The sequence below is a fragment of the Yoonia sp. R2-816 genome, from assembly GCF_046762905.1.
Classification (GTDB): Bacteria; Pseudomonadota; Alphaproteobacteria; order Rhodobacterales; family Rhodobacteraceae; genus Yoonia.
In genome coordinates, this window is record NZ_JBKQXN010000151.1 from 21521 (window position 1) to 39240 (window position 17720).

13 protein-coding genes, 1 tRNA gene and 1 pseudogene are annotated in these 17720 nt (G+C 56.3%); 11 read left to right on the top strand and 4 right to left on the bottom strand.

Annotated elements, in window-relative coordinates; genetic code table 11:
- Nucleotides 1-19: 19 nt before the first annotated feature.
- From ACFWW2_RS04920 to ACFWW2_RS04930, 3 genes are read right to left on the bottom strand one after another with little or no spacing between them, the layout of a single operon-like run.
- Nucleotides 20-925 carry a DMT family transporter gene (locus ACFWW2_RS04920; protein WP_393926628.1) on the bottom strand — a complete coding sequence of 302 codons (906 nt, stop codon included), beginning with the start codon at nucleotides 923-925 and terminating at the stop codon, nucleotides 20-22.
- Nucleotides 909-3236, bottom strand: a complete 2328-nt coding sequence (locus tag ACFWW2_RS04925) for a PIG-L family deacetylase (protein ID WP_393926629.1) — start codon at nucleotides 3234-3236, stop codon at nucleotides 909-911. Before ACFWW2_RS04925 ends, ACFWW2_RS04920 begins: the two co-directional genes overlap by 17 nt.
- A gap of 12 nt (nucleotides 3237-3248) precedes the next feature.
- Complete coding sequence (locus ACFWW2_RS04930) at nucleotides 3249-4415, bottom strand: ROK family transcriptional regulator (RefSeq protein ID WP_393926630.1); 1167 nt, start codon at nucleotides 4413-4415, stop codon at nucleotides 3249-3251.
- 103 nt (nucleotides 4416-4518) lie between these two features.
- Between ACFWW2_RS04930 and ACFWW2_RS04935 the strand changes: the two genes are divergently transcribed.
- The 6 genes from ACFWW2_RS04935 (at nucleotide 4519) to ACFWW2_RS04960 (ending at nucleotide 10995) form a co-directional block, all read left to right on the top strand.
- Nucleotides 4519-5778: an extracellular solute-binding protein gene (locus ACFWW2_RS04935; protein WP_393926631.1), complete on the top strand. Its 1260-nt coding sequence runs from the start codon at nucleotides 4519-4521 to the stop codon at nucleotides 5776-5778.
- Between the two features lie 60 nt (nucleotides 5779-5838).
- Nucleotides 5839-6726, top strand: coding sequence for a carbohydrate ABC transporter permease (locus ACFWW2_RS04940; protein ID WP_393926632.1), 888 nt, complete (start codon nucleotides 5839-5841; stop codon nucleotides 6724-6726).
- Nucleotides 6727-7596: a carbohydrate ABC transporter permease gene (locus tag ACFWW2_RS04945; RefSeq protein ID WP_393926633.1), complete on the top strand. Its 870-nt coding sequence runs from the start codon at nucleotides 6727-6729 to the stop codon at nucleotides 7594-7596.
- On the top strand, nucleotides 7593-9071 hold the full coding sequence (gene argH, locus ACFWW2_RS04950) for an argininosuccinate lyase (protein WP_393926634.1): 1479 nt from the start codon (nucleotides 7593-7595) through the stop codon (nucleotides 9069-9071). Before ACFWW2_RS04945 ends, argH begins: the two co-directional genes overlap by 4 nt.
- Nucleotides 9072-9073: 2 nt before the next feature.
- Entirely contained in the window at nucleotides 9074-10132 is a 1059-nt protein-coding gene (locus ACFWW2_RS04955; protein ID WP_393926635.1) for an ABC transporter ATP-binding protein, read from the top strand.
- A gap of 65 nt (nucleotides 10133-10197) precedes the next feature.
- On the top strand, nucleotides 10198-10995 hold the full coding sequence (locus tag ACFWW2_RS04960) for a carbohydrate kinase family protein (protein WP_393926636.1): 798 nt from the start codon (nucleotides 10198-10200) through the stop codon (nucleotides 10993-10995).
- Nucleotides 10996-11664: 669 nt separating this feature from the next.
- Here the strand turns inward: ACFWW2_RS04960 and ACFWW2_RS04965 are convergent.
- Nucleotides 11665-11751, bottom strand: a tRNA-Leu gene (locus tag ACFWW2_RS04965).
- A gap of 94 nt (nucleotides 11752-11845) precedes the next feature.
- On the opposite strand from ACFWW2_RS04965, the pseudogene lipB reads away from it, so the two are divergent.
- The 5 genes and pseudogenes from lipB to ACFWW2_RS04990 all read left to right on the top strand — a co-directional run.
- Nucleotides 11846-12502 (top strand): annotated as a pseudogene (lipB, locus tag ACFWW2_RS04970) (lipoyl(octanoyl) transferase LipB); the annotation flags it as partial.
- Between the two features lie 170 nt (nucleotides 12503-12672).
- Complete coding sequence (locus tag ACFWW2_RS04975) at nucleotides 12673-13038, top strand: hypothetical protein (RefSeq protein WP_393926637.1); 366 nt, start codon at nucleotides 12673-12675, stop codon at nucleotides 13036-13038.
- Between the two features lie 5 nt (nucleotides 13039-13043).
- On the top strand, nucleotides 13044-14444 hold the full coding sequence (locus ACFWW2_RS04980) for a caspase domain-containing protein (protein WP_393926638.1): 1401 nt from the start codon (nucleotides 13044-13046) through the stop codon (nucleotides 14442-14444).
- A gap of 109 nt (nucleotides 14445-14553) precedes the next feature.
- Nucleotides 14554-16737, top strand: a complete 2184-nt coding sequence (gene uvrB, locus ACFWW2_RS04985; protein WP_393926639.1) for an excinuclease ABC subunit UvrB — start codon at nucleotides 14554-14556, stop codon at nucleotides 16735-16737.
- Entirely contained in the window at nucleotides 16734-17705 is a 972-nt protein-coding gene (locus tag ACFWW2_RS04990) for a hypothetical protein (protein ID WP_393926640.1), read from the top strand. The genes uvrB and ACFWW2_RS04990 overlap by 4 nt, the downstream gene beginning before the upstream one ends.
- The last annotated feature ends 15 nt before the right edge of the window (nucleotides 17706-17720 follow it).

Sequence of the window (17720 nt, forward strand, 5' to 3'; positions counted from 1 at the left end):
ATTTTTGTCTCCGTGGTTATCACTTGGAAATTGCCCTTTGTGTTTTCTTGTGTTCCGATAGGATCGCGCCACTTCGCCCCAGTACGATCCAAAGCGTAGCAGCGATGATCAGTGCAGCCCCTACCCAGAACCCTCGCTGCGGTAGCTCGTCGAAGATGAGGTAACCAACAGCGGTTGAAAAAACCAAACTTGCGTAGGACAGCACAGCAAGAAATCCCGCCTGCCCATATCGGTGGGCGCGCAGGAAACAGAACTGCGCGGACTGAGCAAAGACTCCAATGGCCAGCAACGTGGACCACTGATCCTCAGGCACCGGTTGCCATGTGAGGAGAGCAAAAGGTGCGGCGATCAGGGTCAAGCCAGCAGTGTAGAACGTCATCATGACCACTGTGGGGGCCGCGACCAGCATGCGCGTCGTGATGACCGCGCCGGTGGCCGCAAAAACCACCAGCACCTGTGCTGCCAGACCCCAACCGCCCGACAATCCAGACGGGTCCACCGCGATCACAACGCCAACCAACCCCACAACTGCAGCTATCCAACGGTCACGTGTAATGGCCTCCCTCAATAGCCAGGCAGCCGCTATCATTGTCAGGATCGGGCGGGTAAAACTGGTGGCTGTGAACAGCGCGAGCGGTAGTCGCGAAACCGCAAAGAAACTCGCAGTGAGGGCAATCGCGGAAAACCCGACCCGCAGGGCGTGAAAGTGCAAGTCAGGCAGTCCAAAAAACGCGCGGCGATACTTCCAGATCCAAGGAATCATCAGTAACAATCCAACACCTGCCCGCAGAAACACCAACTGGAACGCCGGGTATCCCAGGCCCAGCGCCTTGACGATCGACAGCGCCCATATGTTCAATGCCATATCCGCAAGCAGCCAGCCGGCTGCAAGCCCATTGCGGGGTGGGTCAGTTGCGCTTGGCAAGCAGATTGGCCGTCAGACGAAACGCACCGGGGGTCAGTTTCTCCATCTGGTGGTGCAGGATGAGTGAGGTATGCACATGTCTGCCCTTCCCGACATCGGCCGCCAGCAACGCGCCGTTCAATGGTGCCTCGCCGACATCGCTCATCGCGATGAGAGGGGTATAAGCTGCATCCCAATCCTTGGCGAAATAGAGCCCGCGCTCTTTGTGCCAATCGACCCAATCGGCATCACCGATGCGATTTGGGTAGTTCATCAGCGGATGATCAGGGGCAAGGACTGTCACCGCGGCAGCTTCATCCGTGACCCGCCAACGCAGCGAAGGCTGGCCAATCTCAAGCCGAAATGGTGCGGTGGTGTCCGGGTCCCAGTTATCCCACGGACGGTGATACAGCGTGACCATCGTTCCACCCGCGCGGACCCAGTTGTGAATACGCGGCATCGCAGCGACCAGGTCAGGCCGGAACCGCATGGCGAAGATACCGACCACCAGCGTGTCGAAGGCCGCAAGTGTCGCATCGCTTAGCGCTGCACCCGATAGATCCGTCACCCGCGTTCCCATGCGGTCCAGCCAGTGCCCGACCCGGTCATTGCCACCGCCGATATAGCCAACCAGCACATCGGGAAGCGACGCATCGACGACACGCACGCGAGCAACCGCCGGACGCGTCAGAATCCGCGGCGCAACATGGTCTCTGCGGATAAGTTGCACGCAGCTAGCCTCTTGCCCGTCCAGCGTTACCGCCAGATCGTATAGGCCCGGCTGCACATCGTCGGCTGCCGTCACCGTATGGTGCCCATCGCGTGCACCAACGACCCAACGGTCTGGAGCACGCAACGCCGTTTTCGCCGATACCGGTGCGATATCGCTGACTTCAATTACCACGGACCGTCGGTCGTGGGCCAGATTGATCACGTCTGCACCCGGCGATATGGTTGCAGAGCGTTGCGGCAACACCAAAGGCGGCACCTCGAGTGGAATGTCGACGGTGGCCGTTACCCCTTTCACTATCAGGGCCACCTCCACGCAGGGAGCTATGGCTTGGCCGGGAAGATAACTTACAGGGTAGGGGTTGCTGGTCGCAACATCTGCGCCCAAGGTCACTGTGGTCCCATCGATCGACCAATCACGGGGGAGCTTTGGCGTAAGCGAGACGTCGCCCGCTTCCGTTGCGATCTCACTGATCATGGTTGTGCTGTCGTGGGGGTAAAGAACGTCATCCTGCAACGCGACCCGCACATCGACGCCTGCGGCAAGCTGAATCACGCGTGCTAATTGTTCGTCCTTTCGGGTCAGTTTGTGAGCGACCTCCGGCGGGGCGTCACGTGCCGCTCCGCGCAGCGCTCCCAATGCATCGCAAGCATGCTTTAAGACTTTTTCGGCATTTGGAAATGCTGCCGACGCCGCGTCACAGACATCTTGCACTACGTCCAAACCAGCCACGTTCAGATCGCGCAGGGTTTGCGCCAAGCCGGATGCGATCCCCTGATCCGGTCCCGTTACATGAGACACCGCCAGATGTAGGGGAAAATCAGTCTCTTCACCGGCGGGAACCCAGCGCCCCATGGCTTGTGTTGCATGCAAGACGCGACTTTGCTGGCCGATACGCGCATAGGACCAGCCTGTCACCGGATCGCGGCCAGACGCGGGGATGGTGGTCGTCGCGGACGGTGGCGGCAAGTCATCGTCGTAAGCTTGACCGGCACCCGACCATGCGGGCAGATACATCTTCTTGACCTGCCAGATCGGTTGCAAACTGCCATCAAATTCGGGATCGGCGGCAAGGTCCATGACCTTATGTGCGGCCTCGGTCATTGCACGGTGGTGACCATGCTGGCCGGGAACATCAAGAAAAGTTGGGCAGATAATGTCAGGTCGCTCCATACGAATGATATCGACGAAACGCGCCATGGTGCGGTCTCTGCCCCATTTCGCAAGTGTTTCATCGCCGGATTTGGAAAAGCCGAAGTCAAAAATTGTGTCCTCGGGGCTGACTGACAGCCAATACATACGCAGGTCAAGACGGTCGCAGGCGGCCTCCATCTCGGCGGTGCGCAATGTGCCAAGGGCTGCTTCTGTCTCGGTCCCGATATCATTTTGACCGCCTTCTCCGCGGGTAGAGCACGCGTAGGAGATATCGAACCCATTACGAAACCGAAGGGCCGCCAGCATCGCCGAGGTTTCATCATCTGGATGCGCCCCGGTGTTCATGAAAGACACAGTGCTTTTTAACGCGCTGAGTGCCTGCCACAGTGCCACAATACGCGGGCGATCGCGTTCATCGGCAATTCGGGCCTGATCTGAAAGCGGCATGGAACGTGTCCTTCAATGAGCATGAGAAATTGGCGAACTGAGTGCCCGGTTCAGGATCAATGCAGCCGCCCCCAAGGTCGCTGTCATCCGCCCAGACGCGCCTCGCATCAGACGGGGATGTTGCGCCTGCGGGCGGTTTGATACCGACAGTTCCGGCAATGGCGCATGTTCCACAAGATAATCCAGAATTTCATCTGGCATCGCCCCACCGAGCACGACTGTCTGTGGATCAAAGATGTTCTCCACAATCGCCATCGCATGGCCGAGCGCCACACTTGCAGTATCTAACCACGACAACAATTCGGGGTCGCTCTGCTGAAACAGCTGAGCGAGCGCATCGACATCGCGCGCGTCTTTGCCCGCCCGTTGTAAATGGCGCTGAACAGACAGACGGCTTAACACGTCCTCCAGCTTGCCACTTTGGTCAGGCATAGGGATGTGGCCAATTTCGCCAGCATTCCCAAAAGCACCGCGTACAAGCTGACCCCCATGAACCAGCCCAAGCCCAAGGCCTGCGCCAAAGTAAAGATATGCAAAGGACGTGATATCCTGCGCGACACCATTAATCCGCTCGGCCATCGCGGCGGCGTTGGCGTCGTTACTCAGAACGACGGGCAATTCGGTCGCCTGTTCAAAAAGGGCTTCGGCATCGACCTCATGCCAGCCAGTCAGATCAGACCCCATTCCCGCGATGCCAGTTACACCAAAGGGTCCAGGCATTACGACGCCAGCCCCCAACATGCGCCCTCGGGCAGCCGGGACCTGCGTCAGAATGCGGGCGATCAGGGCTTTAACATGCGCGATCACCACGTCAGGCTTGGTCCGGTTGATGGCGACACGCTCAGTCGTTACGGCGGTGCCCGCCATATCCAGCAATGCCAGAAAGATTGCATCGGGTCGTACCTCAATCCCAAGCGCGTAACCCCCTTCGGGATTAAGCGCATATTGGATGGCAGGCAGGCCGCGTCCGGAACTCAACCGTCCCTTTTCCAAGAGCATCCCATCTTCCGACAGCTCTGCAATGATGTTGCTGACGGTCTGCGTCGTTAGCGAGAGCGCACGCGCGATTTCTGCGCGGCCTATAGTGCCTGCGAGGCGTACCTGCCCCAAGACGGCCTGCCGGTTGCGATGTTTCGATCGCTCGGCGTTGCTGCCTTTCACGAGGGGTTGGACAATCATGAGGTCGGATTAACTCAAATTATTTGAATTATCAATCCAATTGAGTTAACCCTGACCCATGAGTTCGAAAATGAACCGCCTTTGCCATCATGGGAGACGTAAGATGAAATCACATTTGAAAGGTCTGGTCCTTGCCGGGCTGACATCCTCTGCCGCGTTATTTGCAAGTGCTGCGAATGCGGTCGAGATTGAATATTGGCAGTATTTCTTTGATGCGCGTGTCGACGCGATGGAAACGCTGATCGACAATTTCGAGGCGGCGAACCCCGATATCACCGTCACGATGACGCATTTCCCATATGCAGACTACCGCACCAAAGTCGCCGCTGCCATTCCAGCAGGTGAGGGCCCTGATGTGGTTCAGTTGTTTTATGGCTGGTTGAACGACTACGTGGAAGCAGAGCTGATCCAGCCTTTGCCTGCCGATACCTTCCCTGCCGATCAGATCGACGCTGATTTCTTCCCAATGGTACAAGCCATGAAGGACGGCGACGCTTATTGGGCCTTGCCAACGGCTGTGCGCAGTCTGGCGCTTTTCTACAACGAACGCCTGATGGAAGAGGCCGGGTTGGACGGCCCACCGGAAACGCTGGAAGAGATGATGGCAGCCGCCGCTGCGATGACCAAAACCGACGCGGCAGGTAACATCACGCAAGTCGGCATTACTGCTGGCATGACCGCGCAGGACCACCACTGGTGGCGCGAAGGTCTGATCCGTCAGAACGGCGGCGAGCCATACACTGATGACTACAGGACGGTGAATTATAACGACGAAGCCGGCCTCGCGGCGTTGGAATTCTATACGAACATGTTCCTTGGTGATCCGCCAGTGACGGCCATCGGGTTCATGGATGAACCGCAAGCCGCCTTTAAGGCCGGGCGCGCAGGCATGCACATTGACGGGTCATTCCGGATCGGATCGCTTGCCGATCAGCGTGGTCTGAACTGGGGCGTTACAGAGTTGCCCGCCAATGCAGATGGCACACGATCAAATTACTCGTCCTACTGGGTGAACGCGATCACAACAAAGGCCGAGGGCGAGAAATACGACGCTGCGGTCAAGTTCATGGAGTATATTACCTCTGACGAGGCAATGCAGATCTGGCTGGATGTTGTGGGCGAACTACCGGCAAAGCCCTCTGTCGGCATGACCGAAGCAAACGCCAATGACGAAACCTTTGGCCCGTTCATTCGCGGGTTGGAATATGCCAACACCACAAAGTTCGCCAACGAATCCGGCCAACGTCAGCTGATGGTGGAAATGGTTGAGCGTATTCAGCTTGAAGGTATGTCCCCCGCTGAAAGTCTGGCGATTGCCGCCGAGGCCGAGCAGGCACTGCTTGACAACTACTACTCAGAATAAGGTGCCTCCCACCGCCCCAACCTTTGTGGGTTGGGGCGTTCTTTCATCAAGGCAACGTCCATGTATCGCAACTTGACCATCCGCCAGAAACAGATCGTCTGGGCTTGGGCCTTTTTGGCGCTGCCGGTACTTTTCTACACAGTGATCCGGTTCTATCCGACCGGCAACGCGATCCTGATCAGTTTTCAAGACTGGAACCTGCTGGGCAGCCGCACATGGGCAGGGTTGGAAAACTACGAAAAGCTCTGGAACGATCCGGTGTTTTGGAAGGTATTCCAAAACACGTTTGTTTATCTGTTGCTGGGCACGCCGATCAGTTTGGTCCTGTCGTTTGTGATCGCCTACCACCTCGACAAGTTACGGTTCATGCACGGCTTTCTGCGGATGCTGTATTTCCTGCCGTTCATGACGTCTGCTGTGGCAATGGCCTGGGTCTGGCGCTGGTTTTACCAAGACGTACCGATCGGGTTGTTCAATAACATCCTTGCTGGTTTTGGCATCCCACAAATCGCATTCCTACAATCGACGACCAATGCGCTCCCTGCGGTGCTGGCGCCCGCCGTCTGGGCTGGTCTTGGGTTTCAGGTGATTATCTTTATGGCCGGGCTGCGCGCCATCCCGACAAGCTATTATGAGGCAGCGAAGATCGACGGTGTTGGTTGGTTTACCGTGCTGACCCAAATCACCATTCCGCTCTTGCGGCCCACGATCGTTTTTATCGTCGTCTTTTCCTCAATCGGGTTTCTGCGCATCTTTGATCACGTCTTCAATATGACGACTAACAACCCCGGCGGGCCGCTGAACGCGACAAAACCGCTAGTCCTAATGATTTATGATACGGCCTTTAACGGGTTCGATATGGGTTATGCTGCCGCCCAAACGGTGGTGTTGTTCGTGATCTTGCTGATCGTTTCGCTTATTCAGTTGCGCCTTTTGAGGAGCAACTAGATGACCGATATCGCCCCCACAGCCGATGCGCTTTTGATGGCCAAGCCCGCGCCAAGGTCACGCAACATGGGCCAGATCATCAGGTGGCTGCTGCTGTTCATTGGTGGGATCGTCATGGTCATGCCCATCGCCTATATGATCTCAACCTCGCTGAAATGGCCGCATGAGGTCTACAACGTCAATCTGATCCCTGAAGATCCGACGACCGAGAATTACACCTACGTCCTTGAAGACGGGCGGTTTTATTGGTGGTTTGTCAATTCCGTCATCATTGCGACGATCACGACGATCTGTAATTTGTTGTTCGATTCTCTCGTCGGTTACACCCTGTGTAAATTCCGCTTTCCGGGTCGCACCCTTGTTTTCATCGCAATCCTGTCCACGCTGATGATCCCGACCGAGATGCTGGTGATCCCCTGGTATCTGATGAGCCAAAGCTTTGGTTGGCTCGACAGTTATTGGGGTATCATGTTCCCCGGCCTGATGACCGCGTTCGGCACATTCTTGATGAAACAGTTCTTTGAGAGTGTGCCGGATGACTTTATCGAGGCCGCGCGCATTGATGGCTTAAACGAATTGCAAATCTGGTGGACTGTCGCCATGCCATTAGTGAAACCCGCCTTGGCGGCACTGGCGATCTTTGTGTTTTTGGGCAATTGGACTGCGTTCTTGTGGCCTTTGATCGTCACCAATTCGGTCGATATGTACACGATCCCCGTCGGCCTGTCCGGCTTTGGGGATGAGGCTGATGTGGCGTGGGAGTTAATCATGACAGGGGCCGCGATTTCCACCATCCCCACGCTGGTTGTATTCCTGATCTTCCAGCGCTTTATCATCCGCGGCGTTGTCATGGCGGGGCTGAAGGGATGACCGATCACAGCACCTTCCCCGATCCAACCTACAAAGACACAGTCCTCGGCCCGCTTTTTGAAGGTGTGAAAACCCATTATGCTGGGCACATGGCCGCAATCAACCGGGCGCATCTGGTGATGCTGGTCGAAACAGGTATCCTGACCGCTACTAATGGTCGGCAAATAGCCCGAGCGCTGGATGCAATCGACGCTGACACCGATGTTGCTGCCCTGACTTATACGGGCGAACACGAAGACTACTTCTTCTATGTTGAGGCCGAATTGCGCCGTCGCATTGGTGATCTTGGTGGCGCGTTACATACCGCGCGGTCGCGCAATGATATGGACCACACGCTGTTCAAGATGGCATTGCGCAGCCGTGCGGAAGATTTGCTGGCCCAGATCACTTCCCTGACCGAGGCGTTGATTGCAAAGGCACGTGCTGAGGCGGACACATTGATCGTCGCCTATACCCACGGTCAACCTGCGCAACCAACAACCTTTGGGCATTACCTTGGCGCCATGATCGAGGTGTTGAATCGCGACGCAGAACGGCTGTCGGCGGCCATTGACAATCTGGGTCACTGTCCGATGGGGGCTGCGGCAATCACGACAACCGGTTTTGCCATCGACCGGGCCCGTATGGCGGCGCTTTTGGGTTTCGAGGGCCCTCTTGTAAACTCATACGGATGCATCGCGAGCGTCGACTACGTCACAGGTCTGTACTCCGCAATCAAACTTGTATTCCTGCATCTGGGCCGTGTCGTGCAGGACCTCGCGTTCTGGTCCAGCTTTGAGGTGGGCCAGCTTTATGTTCCCAACGCTCTGATCCAAGTCAGCTCGATCATGCCGCAAAAGCGCAACCCCGTGCCAATCGAACACATGCGCCACCTTGCTTCGGCCACTTGCGGGCGCTGCGATATGGTTGTGAACACGATGCATAACACGCCCTTCGCAGATATGAACGACAGCGAAGGTGAGGTGCAGCAGGCAGGTTATGCTGCATTTGAAAGCGGTGGTCGGGTGTTGGAACTCATGACAGCGTTCCTACCCGCCTGTTCAATCAATGCTGCCAATGTGCGCCGGAATACCGACGCCGCCAGCATCACCATAACTGAGCTCGCTGACACATTGGTTCGCAACGAAGGGCTGACCTTTCGCCAGGCGCACGAGATTGCCGCCGATATCGCGCGCAATCTGGATGGCGCGCCCCTGTCAGACGGATACGCGACGTTCCAATCCGCCTTTCAGGCAGCAACTGATCGTACAACTAATCTAGATGAAGCCGCCTTTCGGACCGCCACAAGCCCCGAAACATTCGTAACCCGTCGAGACCGCATTGGTGGACCGGCACCCGCGGCGCTCGAAGATGCGCTGATGTCGTATGCACAGGCTGTGTACGGGTTGTGTACGCAATCTGCATCACGAAGACAGCGTATCACCGACGCCGAAACGGCCCGTGCCACCGCCTTCAACAAATTGCTGGAGACCTGAACTTGGCCAACCTTGCCCTGCGCAAACTCACGAAATCTTACGGAACCACAGAGGTTCTGCACGGCATCTCTTTGGATGTTACAGATGGCGAATTCGTCGTCCTTGTTGGACCGTCCGGCTGCGGTAAATCCACCACCCTGAGAATGATCGCAGGACTTGAGGAAACCAGCAGCGGCATCATCGAAATAGGCGGGCGCGAGGTGAATAACCTTGAACCCAAGGAACGCGATATCGCCATGGTTTTCCAAAACTACGCAATCTACCCGCATATGTCGGTCAAGAAAAATATCGCCTTCGGCCTGCGATCATCAAAGATGCCAAAACCTGATAAAGAGAAGCGTATTCAAGAAGTTGCGGGCATCCTCGATATGATCGATCTGCTCGATCGCAAACCCAGCCAACTGTCTGGTGGGCAGCGTCAACGGGTCGCTATCGGGCGGGCTATGGTACGTGATCCTGCTGTGTTCCTCTTCGACGAACCGCTTTCAAACCTCGATGCCCAACTGCGCACCCAGATGAGGCTGGAGATCAAGAAACTACATCAACGCGTCGGCAATACGATCATCTTCGTCACCCATGATCAAGTCGAGGCGATGACCATGGCCGACCGGATCGTCATCATGAAAGACGGGCATATCCAGCAGGTTGGCACCCCGGCAGAAGTGTTTCACAAACCCGCGAACACCTTCGTCGCCCGCTTCATCGGTGCGCCATCAATGAACCTGCTTGCCGGTCAGATCGAAGGCACCACCTTAACTCTTGATACTGGACAGCGAATTTCCACACCGGCTCTGGCGCCGACAAGTAACAAGAACGTATTGTTGGGCGTTCGGCCGGATGATTTGCACCCCAACAGCACCAATCCGATTATCAAGGGCCAGGTCACACTGCGCGAACCCCTCGGGCCGGAAACACTGATTTATGTCGAGACACCAACAGGCGAAATTATCGCCAAATCTGATGGCCGCAAGCCTCCAGAAGTGGGCGAAACCGTCCAACTCGGCGCCGATCCAGAGAACTTGCATGTCTTTGAGGCCACAACCGGAGTGGCGCTGTCGTGAAGAGGAAACCGATACTTTGTGCGGGCAGGCTTTATTGCGATCTAGTCTTTGCTGATGCGCCCCGTATGCCAACGCTCGGGACAGAGGTTTTCGCCCCCAGCCTATCTATGCATGCAGGTGGAGGGGCGTTCATTACGGGGGCCAAACTGGCCGCACTAGGGCACCGTGTGTGGCAGTTCTCAATATTACCGGTCGCTCCCTTTGATGCCATGGTTATGGCTGACATGGCTAAGCACGATGTTGTATCAGCTGCATGCAGCCCGGCACTTGCGGGAACCGACCCACAAATCACGGTGGCAATCGGCATGGCCGGCGACCGCGCCTTTCTGACCCGTGCAGATGGACCGGCGCTACCGGATCCTACCTCTATTAAGTTTGCTGATTTTTCTCACCTGCACGTCGGTGAATTGAGCACATTGCAAGAAATGCCAGAGCTACTTGCGATGGCGTTTGATGTCGGGCTCACAGTATCTCTCGATTGCAGTTGGCAGGACGCTTATGACAAAAGCGTGGCCGAGTTGATCGCTGCAGTTGATGTCTTCTTGCCAAACGAGCGCGAGGCTGCAGCCCTCGCCGCCATCGGTGTGCCGGAAACCTGTGCACCACTAACTGTGATAAAGAGCGGCACGCAGGGAGCGCGCGCGCGTGCACGCGACGACAACACATGGACGCGAAGTGCTGCAATGTCAGTCGAAGTCCTAGATGCAACCGGGGCTGGCGATGCCTTTAATGCCGGTTTCCTGTCAGGCTGGCTGGATCACGCCCCTCTTGCTGAATGCCTATCAAAAGGGAATGAAAGTGGCGCAGCTGCAGTGCAGGTCATTGGTGGGGCAGGCAGGTTAGAGCAACCTGTTTCAGCATGACTCTACGACCTTCGCGACACGTTGCCCACAGCCTGCCTCGAGGCTTCCAGAGTGAAATTCGTGACCTTGGCGTTGAGCCTGGCGACAGTCCATTGTACCACCCGAACTTTGTTGCAGTGAGTAAACACGCCACAATTCTTCCAAATGCAGCTGCCGACGAAGAGCCCTCCCATAAATAATTCTTGGCGGAGCATGGTGGAATGGTTGGTCTGGTTCATCGGCCGGTATTCTGGAAACACGTCTCAAAGCATTCGAAGAGCTATTGTGTCATCCTTCGGAAACCATTCGAGCCTCTGCTAGCGAGAAGCAGGAGTTTCTGAAACTAGCGGCTCGTCGAAACCGGGAAACGAAAGACAACGAACACAACAAACCTGAATAGCGGTATGAGTCTGTTTTTCAGATTGAACACGGAATGGCTTCTCAATGTCCGCGTTGGTAGACGAGGCTTTTATCAATGCAATCGCAGCGAATGATTGCTTCCCGCCGTTGGCGTAGATTTGCTTGCGACCGAAGCGAAGGTCTAACGTAAACCCAATTGCACACTAACTTGCCAAGCGTCGAAGCGAGGATAATCAAACAGCAGCAGAGCAAAGAAAGGGTACCAAAAGGGGGACCCGAACATGCATGATACATATAACATATTGATTTTATTCTATTTTTTTCCTGCCCTGGTGCGGTCGGGGGGACTCGAACCCCCACGAGTGTTACCTCACAGCGACCTCAACGCTGCGCGTCTACCAATTCCGCCACGACCGCATGTCCACAGGCTGGTAAGTGCGGCGTACATAGACGAGGCGGTTTGCTTTTCCAATAGGGAAATCGCGCCCTTGGCAAGCGGTCCGCGGAGCGTTACCCAAACCCCATGGTAGACTGGATCATCAGCGACGGATTGACCGATTACGCGCATGCGCTGACGGTGATGGAAACCCGCGCCAACGCCATCGCGCAAGGCACGGCGAATGAATGTATCTGGCTGCTCGAACACCCCCCGCTTTATACCGCCGGCACCTCGGCCAAGCCTGCGGATCTGATCGACCCCGACCGGTTTCCGGTCTTCGATGCACGGCGCGGCGGTGAATACACCTATCACGGACCCGGGCAGCGGGTTGTCTATGTGATGCTGGATGTGGGCAAACGCGGACGTGACGTGCGCAAGTTCGTCGAGGACCTGGAAAACTGGGTCATTGCGACGCTGGACACGTTCAATGTGAAGGGTGAAATCCGGGAGGGCCGGGTTGGCGTCTGGGTCGAACGGCCCGGCAAACCATTGCAGCCCGATGGGTCACCCGCCGAGGACAAGATCGCCGCCATCGGCATCCGCCTGCGCAAATGGGTGTCATTCCACGGGCTGTCGATCAACGTGGACCCGGACCTGAGCCATTTCGACGGGATCGTCCCCTGCGGGATCAGCCAGCACGGGGTGACCAGCCTTGTGGACCTCGGGCTGCCGGTGACGATGACCGATCTGGACGTGGCGCTGAAGAAGACGTTCGAGGCTGTGATGTAGGGTGGGTGGAAACCGCGCGGTGGCCCCATAATTGCGCGCAGTCGATAGACAACAAATTGTGACGATTGCGCAAAAGATTGATGCAATCAGACCAATAAGCTATGATTGCCCCCAATTTCGCAACGATATCGCATTGAACGCTCGTATTTTGGGCACAGGAGTTTTTGGTTATGACAAGTGTGCGATTACAGCTTTCCTCAGACAATCTTTCAGATGCCGCTCTGCAAGACAGGGTGCGATCATTGGCATACGACATTGAAAAACACAGCGAAACGAGTGCAGTTCCTGACGTTGGCCAGACCGTGATGAATGCCAAGGGAGAGCCGATTACGATCGGCCTGATCCTCGTCACTTTCATGACAAGCGGTGCGGCAGTCGCCGCTCTCAACGTGCTGAAGTCATACTTGGAACGTGATCGAAGCATGGCGATGACCCTGGAAAATCCAGACGGTACAAAAATCATTTTAACAGCCGCCAACATGGGCGATGTCGCCGCGTTGACTGACCGCATCCTGACCGATCACACCGGCGGGTAGATTCAATGCAACCGAAACGTCATGCCATTCTGATCGCCAATCAGGACTACGGCCCAGACAGCGGTTTTTCGCCCCTCAAATGCCCGCTTCGCGACGCCGAAGCAATGCGCGAGGTCATGTCCGACCCGGCATATGGCGGGTTTGACAATGTGACCGTCCTGCCAAACAGAACACGAACTGAAATACTGATGGCATTCAAGGATACACTGGATCAGGCGGGCCGTGACGACCTGATATTCATCTATTTTTCAGGACACGGTCAGACCGATGAAGAAGGTGTTTTGTATCTGGCGGCAAGCGATACAACAAAAAGCCATCTAGAGGCAACGGGCATACCCTCACAAACCATAAGCAACATGATCCGTCGCTCTCGCGTCTCCAAAAAGGCGCTAGTTCTGGACTGTTGCTATGCCGGGGCGTTCACCAGAAGTTGGAAAAGTGGCGAAACAATTGTCGCAGACCGGATGCAGAAATTTGCGCGGGGTAGCGGCACCTACGTGTTGATGGCAACGGGTGAGTTGTCGCTGGCCGAAGAAGATCCCGAACACGGGCTTAGCATTCTGACGCGGCATCTGGTTGATGGGCTGCGCGGCAATGCGGACGCTGATCGCGATGGTATCGTCACGATCCGCGAGTTGTCGGGCTATATCTTTCAACAGGTCACCCGGCTGCATGCGCAACGTCCAACCGAAGGCGGATTGGACATTCAAGGCGATGTCGCGATCAGCCGCTCTGGGTTCGGCAGCGATGCCGAACGCAAAGAAATTATTCGGAAGAAACTGCTGGAATGGGTGGCGGTAGACGGGATCACACCGGCCATGTTCGCAGAGGCATCCGATGTGTTGTCCCGCGATCATGCCAATCTAACGGCGTTGGACCAAATGCATCGCAAGGCGTTAGACCGGATTGCGACACATGAAATCAGTTTAGGCCAGTTTCACTCCGAATGGTTCAGCAGGCCAGAAAACGAGCATCGACAGCAGATGCCAAAACCAAAACCAAAGCCAACCCCGAAACCAACGCAGCAGGACGCACAACCTGCTTCCAAACCGAAGACCACCAAATCAGTCGACAATGAACATCCACCGATACCGAATGATTTTTTTGGCGGGGACGGTCTGTTCGGCCTTTTGCCATGCATGGCGGCAATCGCCATAGGCGCAGGCATGCTCAGCCTGATTTTGCAGGTACTCACCGAAGGCAGAGGGACCTGGAATGAAACTATTGTGCCGAATGCTGCAGTGACAGCCCTGGCCATCGCACTTTGGCGTTGGTGGAACATGCGAAACTATCCCGCTCCTGCAGGATTCGTTCTTGGTTATAAATTTTCACTTACATTTCTCTCGTTAATCGGCGTGCTCGCAAGTTTTTTGGCGATCTATCTGTTCCGCTACTTCACAAGATAAGTTCGACTACGATCCCCCCGTCACCTTCCTGACACCAACTGTCAGCATGCGGGGTTGAACCGGACCAAAAGAAGAACAATTATAGACCTCTGCCTCAAGGAACAGTTTCATGTCCGAAGCCGAAGTCTACCTGTCCAACCCCGCCCCCGATGTCAAAACCCGCGAAAAGCTGGAAGGCGGCAGGCCATTTGTGCTGTCCACCGATTTCGACCCGGCAGGCGACCAGCCCACCGCGATCCGCGAACTGGCCCAAGGCGTCATGGACGGCGAGCAAAACCAGGTCCTGTTGGGGGCCACCGGCACCGGCAAAACCTTCACCATGGCCAAGGTGATCGAGGAAACCCAGCGCCCCGCCATCATCCTTGCCCCGAACAAAACCCTCGCCGCGCAATTATACGGCGAATTCAAAGGCTTCTTCCCCGAAAACGCCGTCGAATACTTCGTCAGCTACTACGACTACTACCAGCCAGAGGCCTATGTCGCCCGCTCCGACACCTACATAGAAAAAGAATCCCAGATCAACGAACAGATCGACCGGATGCGCCACTCCGCCACCCGCGCGCTGCTCGAACGCGACGACGTCATCATCGTCGCCTCCGTCTCCTGCATCTACGGTATCGGCTCGGTCGAAACCTACGGGGCCATGACGCAGGACCTGCATGTAGGCCGCGACTATGACCAGCGCAAGATCATGGCCGACCTCATCGCCCAACAATACAAGCGTAACGATCAGGCCTTCCAGCGCGGCAGCTTCCGGGTCCGCGGCGACAGCCTGGAGGTTTGGCCGGCCCACCTTGACGATCGCGCCTGGAAACTGTCCTTCTTCGGCGAGGAGCTCGAAAACATCACCGAATTCGACCCGCTCACCGGCGAAAAAACCGACACGTTCGAGAAAATCCGGCTCTACGCCAATTCCCACTACGTGACCCCGCGCCCGACGATGCAGCAGGCGATCCAGGGCATCAAAAAGGAACTGCGCATCCGGCTCGACCAACTGGTCGCCGATGGCAAACTGCTCGAAGCGCAGCGGCTGGAACAGCGCACCAATTTCGACCTCGAAATGCTGGAGGCAACCGGCGTCTGCAACGGCATCGAAAACTACTCCCGCTACCTCACCGGCCGCGCCCCCGGCGAACCGCCCCCCACCCTCTTCGAATTCATCCCCGACCATGCCATTGTTTTCGCAGACGAATCCCACGTCTCCGTCCCGCAAATCGGCGGCATGTACAAAGGCGACTACCGGCGCAAATTCACGCTGGCCGAACACGGGTTCCGTCTGCCGTCCTGCATGGACAACCGACCGCTGAAGTTCGAGGAATGGGACGCCATGCGCCCGCAATCCGTCTTCGTCTCCGCCACCCCAGCCGCGTGGGAACTGGAACAGGCGGGCGGCGTCTTTACCGAACAGATCATCCGCCCCACCGGCCTGATCGACCCCGAAATCGAAATCCGGCCTGTCGAAATGCAGGTCGATGACCTGCTGGATGAGGTCCGCAAGGTCGCCGCCGACGGCTACCGCACGCTGGTCACGACACTGACCAAACGCATGGCCGAGGATCTGACCGAATACATGCATGAACAGGGGATCCGCGTCCGCTACATGCACTCCGACATCGACACGATCGAACGGATCGAGATCCTGCGCGATCTGCGCCTTGGGGCCTTCGACGTGCTGATCGGGATCAACCTGCTGCGCGAAGGCTTGGATATCCCCGAATGCGGGCTGGTCGCGATCCTTGACGCGGATAAGGAAGGGTTCCTGCGGTCAGAAACCTCGCTGGTGCAAACGGTCGGCCGCGCCGCGCGGAACGCCGATGGCCGGGTCATCATGTATGCTGACCGCATCACCGGCTCCATGGAACGGGCGATGAAGGAAACCGAGCGCCGGCGGGTCAAACAACTGGCCTATAACAAAGAACACGGGATCACCCCGCAAACGGTCAAGAAAAACGTCGAGGATATCCTCGCCGGCCTCTACAAGGGCGACGTGGATATGAACCGGGTCACCGCCAAGGTCGACAAACCAATGGCCGGGGCGAACCTGCAAGCCGTGCTCGACGGGCTACGGACCGACATGCGTAAAGCGGCCGAAAACCTCGAATTCGAAGAAGCCGCGCGGCTGCGGGACGAGGTCAAACGGTTGGAGACAGTCGAACTCGTCGTCAGCGACGACCCCCTCGCGCGGCAACAGGCCGTGGACAAGGCGGTTGGAGATGCGCAGAAGGCTGCGGGGCGGAGTACTGCAGGAAGGCCGGGGCAGCGTGGTGGTGTGAAAAGAAGGGGTAAGCGGTGACATTATCCTTTGCTGGCGTGAAAGATGGCCACCTAAGAGTTGTATTCGAAGTCAGTGAAGACGGTCAGGTTTCAGAGCGGTTTGCTAGCAAGCAGGTAACTTGGCCGTGGCAGACTGCGGCAAAGTCTTTTCGAAAAGCTGACATCGGCAGCAAGAAGGCGGAAGGTCTTAGGAAAGCTTGGCACGAACATCTAAGAAGCATCGATGCAATCGGTCTGCGGGGCGCATTCTTGGATAGTATAGTTGAACTCCAACTTCCCCCTCACCACGCATTCCCGCGAATGGCACGAACAAGCTTTGGCGATGCAAAATCACCGCCTTGGGTTGGTGCATTTGGGAGTGATCTACAGAATGAAGCTGCCCGATTTAGAACTGAGCTTGTCAGTCAACTTTCTAGGTTGAATTCAGTTTGTAGGGTAATTGAACCAAGAGCGGAAAACCTGAACGCTTTTGGCGCCGAGATTGGTGAGCTTCTAATTCTGTCGTGTGTTGGAGTTGAGACTTGTTTATCATCTGTTTTGAGGGCCAACTCTCATCCCAAAACCCGTTTTACTACCAATGACTTCTACGAACTATGTGAGCCACTTCGCTTGCGAGAATACAAGCTGGCATTCGCAGACTATCCTTGGCTTGAGCCTTTCTCGCCGTTTCTGGAATGGAACAGCGCATCACCTACAAAGTCTCTTCGTTGGTATGACCGCTACAACGGCGAGAAACATGATCGGACAAATTGTGTACGCAGGGGCAAGTTGATTGACTCTTTTAATGCAATTTCTGCATTTGCGGTCCTTCAAGTCGCCCAATTTGGTGTCCAACCTCTGCGTGATGGTGCTGGCCCCCTGAACAAACACTTCTCGCTTGTAGCCCATCCGGTTTGGCCACCTGAACAGCAATACATTGAACTTCATATGCAGGCAGGGAGAATTCCCTGGTGTCTGACACCATTCTTCAATGCCAAGCATACCTAGGGCTCGTAGGGTGGG